The organism is Tepidiphilus succinatimandens (assembly GCF_006503695.1).
Taxonomy (GTDB): domain Bacteria; phylum Pseudomonadota; class Gammaproteobacteria; order Burkholderiales; family Rhodocyclaceae; genus Tepidiphilus; species Tepidiphilus succinatimandens.
Genome location: NZ_SBIK01000035.1, coordinates 1 through 1,151, shown reverse-complemented (window position 1 = coordinate 1,151; position 1,151 = coordinate 1). Strand labels below are relative to the sequence as shown.

Annotated in this window: 1 rRNA gene; it reads left to right on the top strand. The window is 56.9% G+C overall.

The annotated features are described in order from the left end of the window. Window positions 1–1,151, top strand: a 23S ribosomal RNA gene (locus tag EPD82_RS11815); the annotation flags it as partial.

The following is a 1,151-nucleotide window of genomic DNA, read 5'->3' as shown; positions in this document are numbered from 1 at the left end:
GCCCAAGCCACCGAGGCCCCGCTTCCAGGAAAAGCCCCTAAGCTTCAGTTGCACGATGACCGTACCGCAAACCGACACAGGTGGGCTGGTGTCAAAGCACCAAGGCGCTTGAGAGAACCCAGGAGAAGGAACTCGGCAAATTGACACCGTAACTTCGGGAGAAGGTGTGCCCCAAGTAGGTGAGTCTGCACGCCAGACGAGCCCAACGGGGTCGCAGAGAATCGGGGGCTGCGACTGTTTATTAAAAACACAGCACTCTGCCAAGACGAAAGTCGACGTATAGGGTGTGACGCCTGCCCGGTGCCGGAAGGTTAAGTGATGGGGTGCAAGCTCCTGATCGAAGCCCCGGTAAACGGCGGCCGTAACTATAACGGTCCTAAGGTAGCGAAATTCCTTGTCGGGTAAGTTCCGACCTGCACGAATGGCGTAACGATGGCCCCACTGTCTCCTCCTGGGACTCAGCGAAATTGAAATGGTTGTGAAGATGCAATCTCCCCGCGGCTAGACGGAAAGACCCCATGAACCTTTACTGCAGCTTTGCATTGGACTTTGATGTGGCCTGTGTAGGATAGGTGGGAGGCTGAGAAGCCGAGGCGCCAGCTTCGGTGGAGCCGCCCTTGAAATACCACCCTGGTCACCTCGAGGTTCTAACCGCGCACCGTACATCCGGTGCCGGGACCGTGCATGGCAGGCAGTTTGACTGGGGCGGTCTCCTCCCAAAAGGTAACGGAGGAGCACGAAGGTACGCTTGGCACGGTCGGAAATCGTGCTGTATGTGCAAGGGCATAAGCGTGCTTGACTGTGAGGCCCACAAGCCGAACAGGTGCGAAAGCAGGTCCTAGTGATCCGGTGGTTCTGTATGGAAGGGCCATCGCTCAACGGATAAAAGGTACTCTGGGGATAACAGGCTGATACCGCCCAAGAGTTCACATCGACGGCGGTGTTTGGCACCTCGATGTCGGCTCATCTCATCCTGGGGCTGTAGTCGGTCCCAAGGGTATGGCTGTTCGCCATTTAAAGAGGTACGTGAGCTGGGTTTAAAACGTCGTGAGACAGTTTGGTCCCTATCTGCCGTGGGCGCTGGAAGTTTGAGGGGATCTGCTCCTAGTACGAGAGGACCGGAGTGGACGCACCTCTGGTGTACCGGTTGT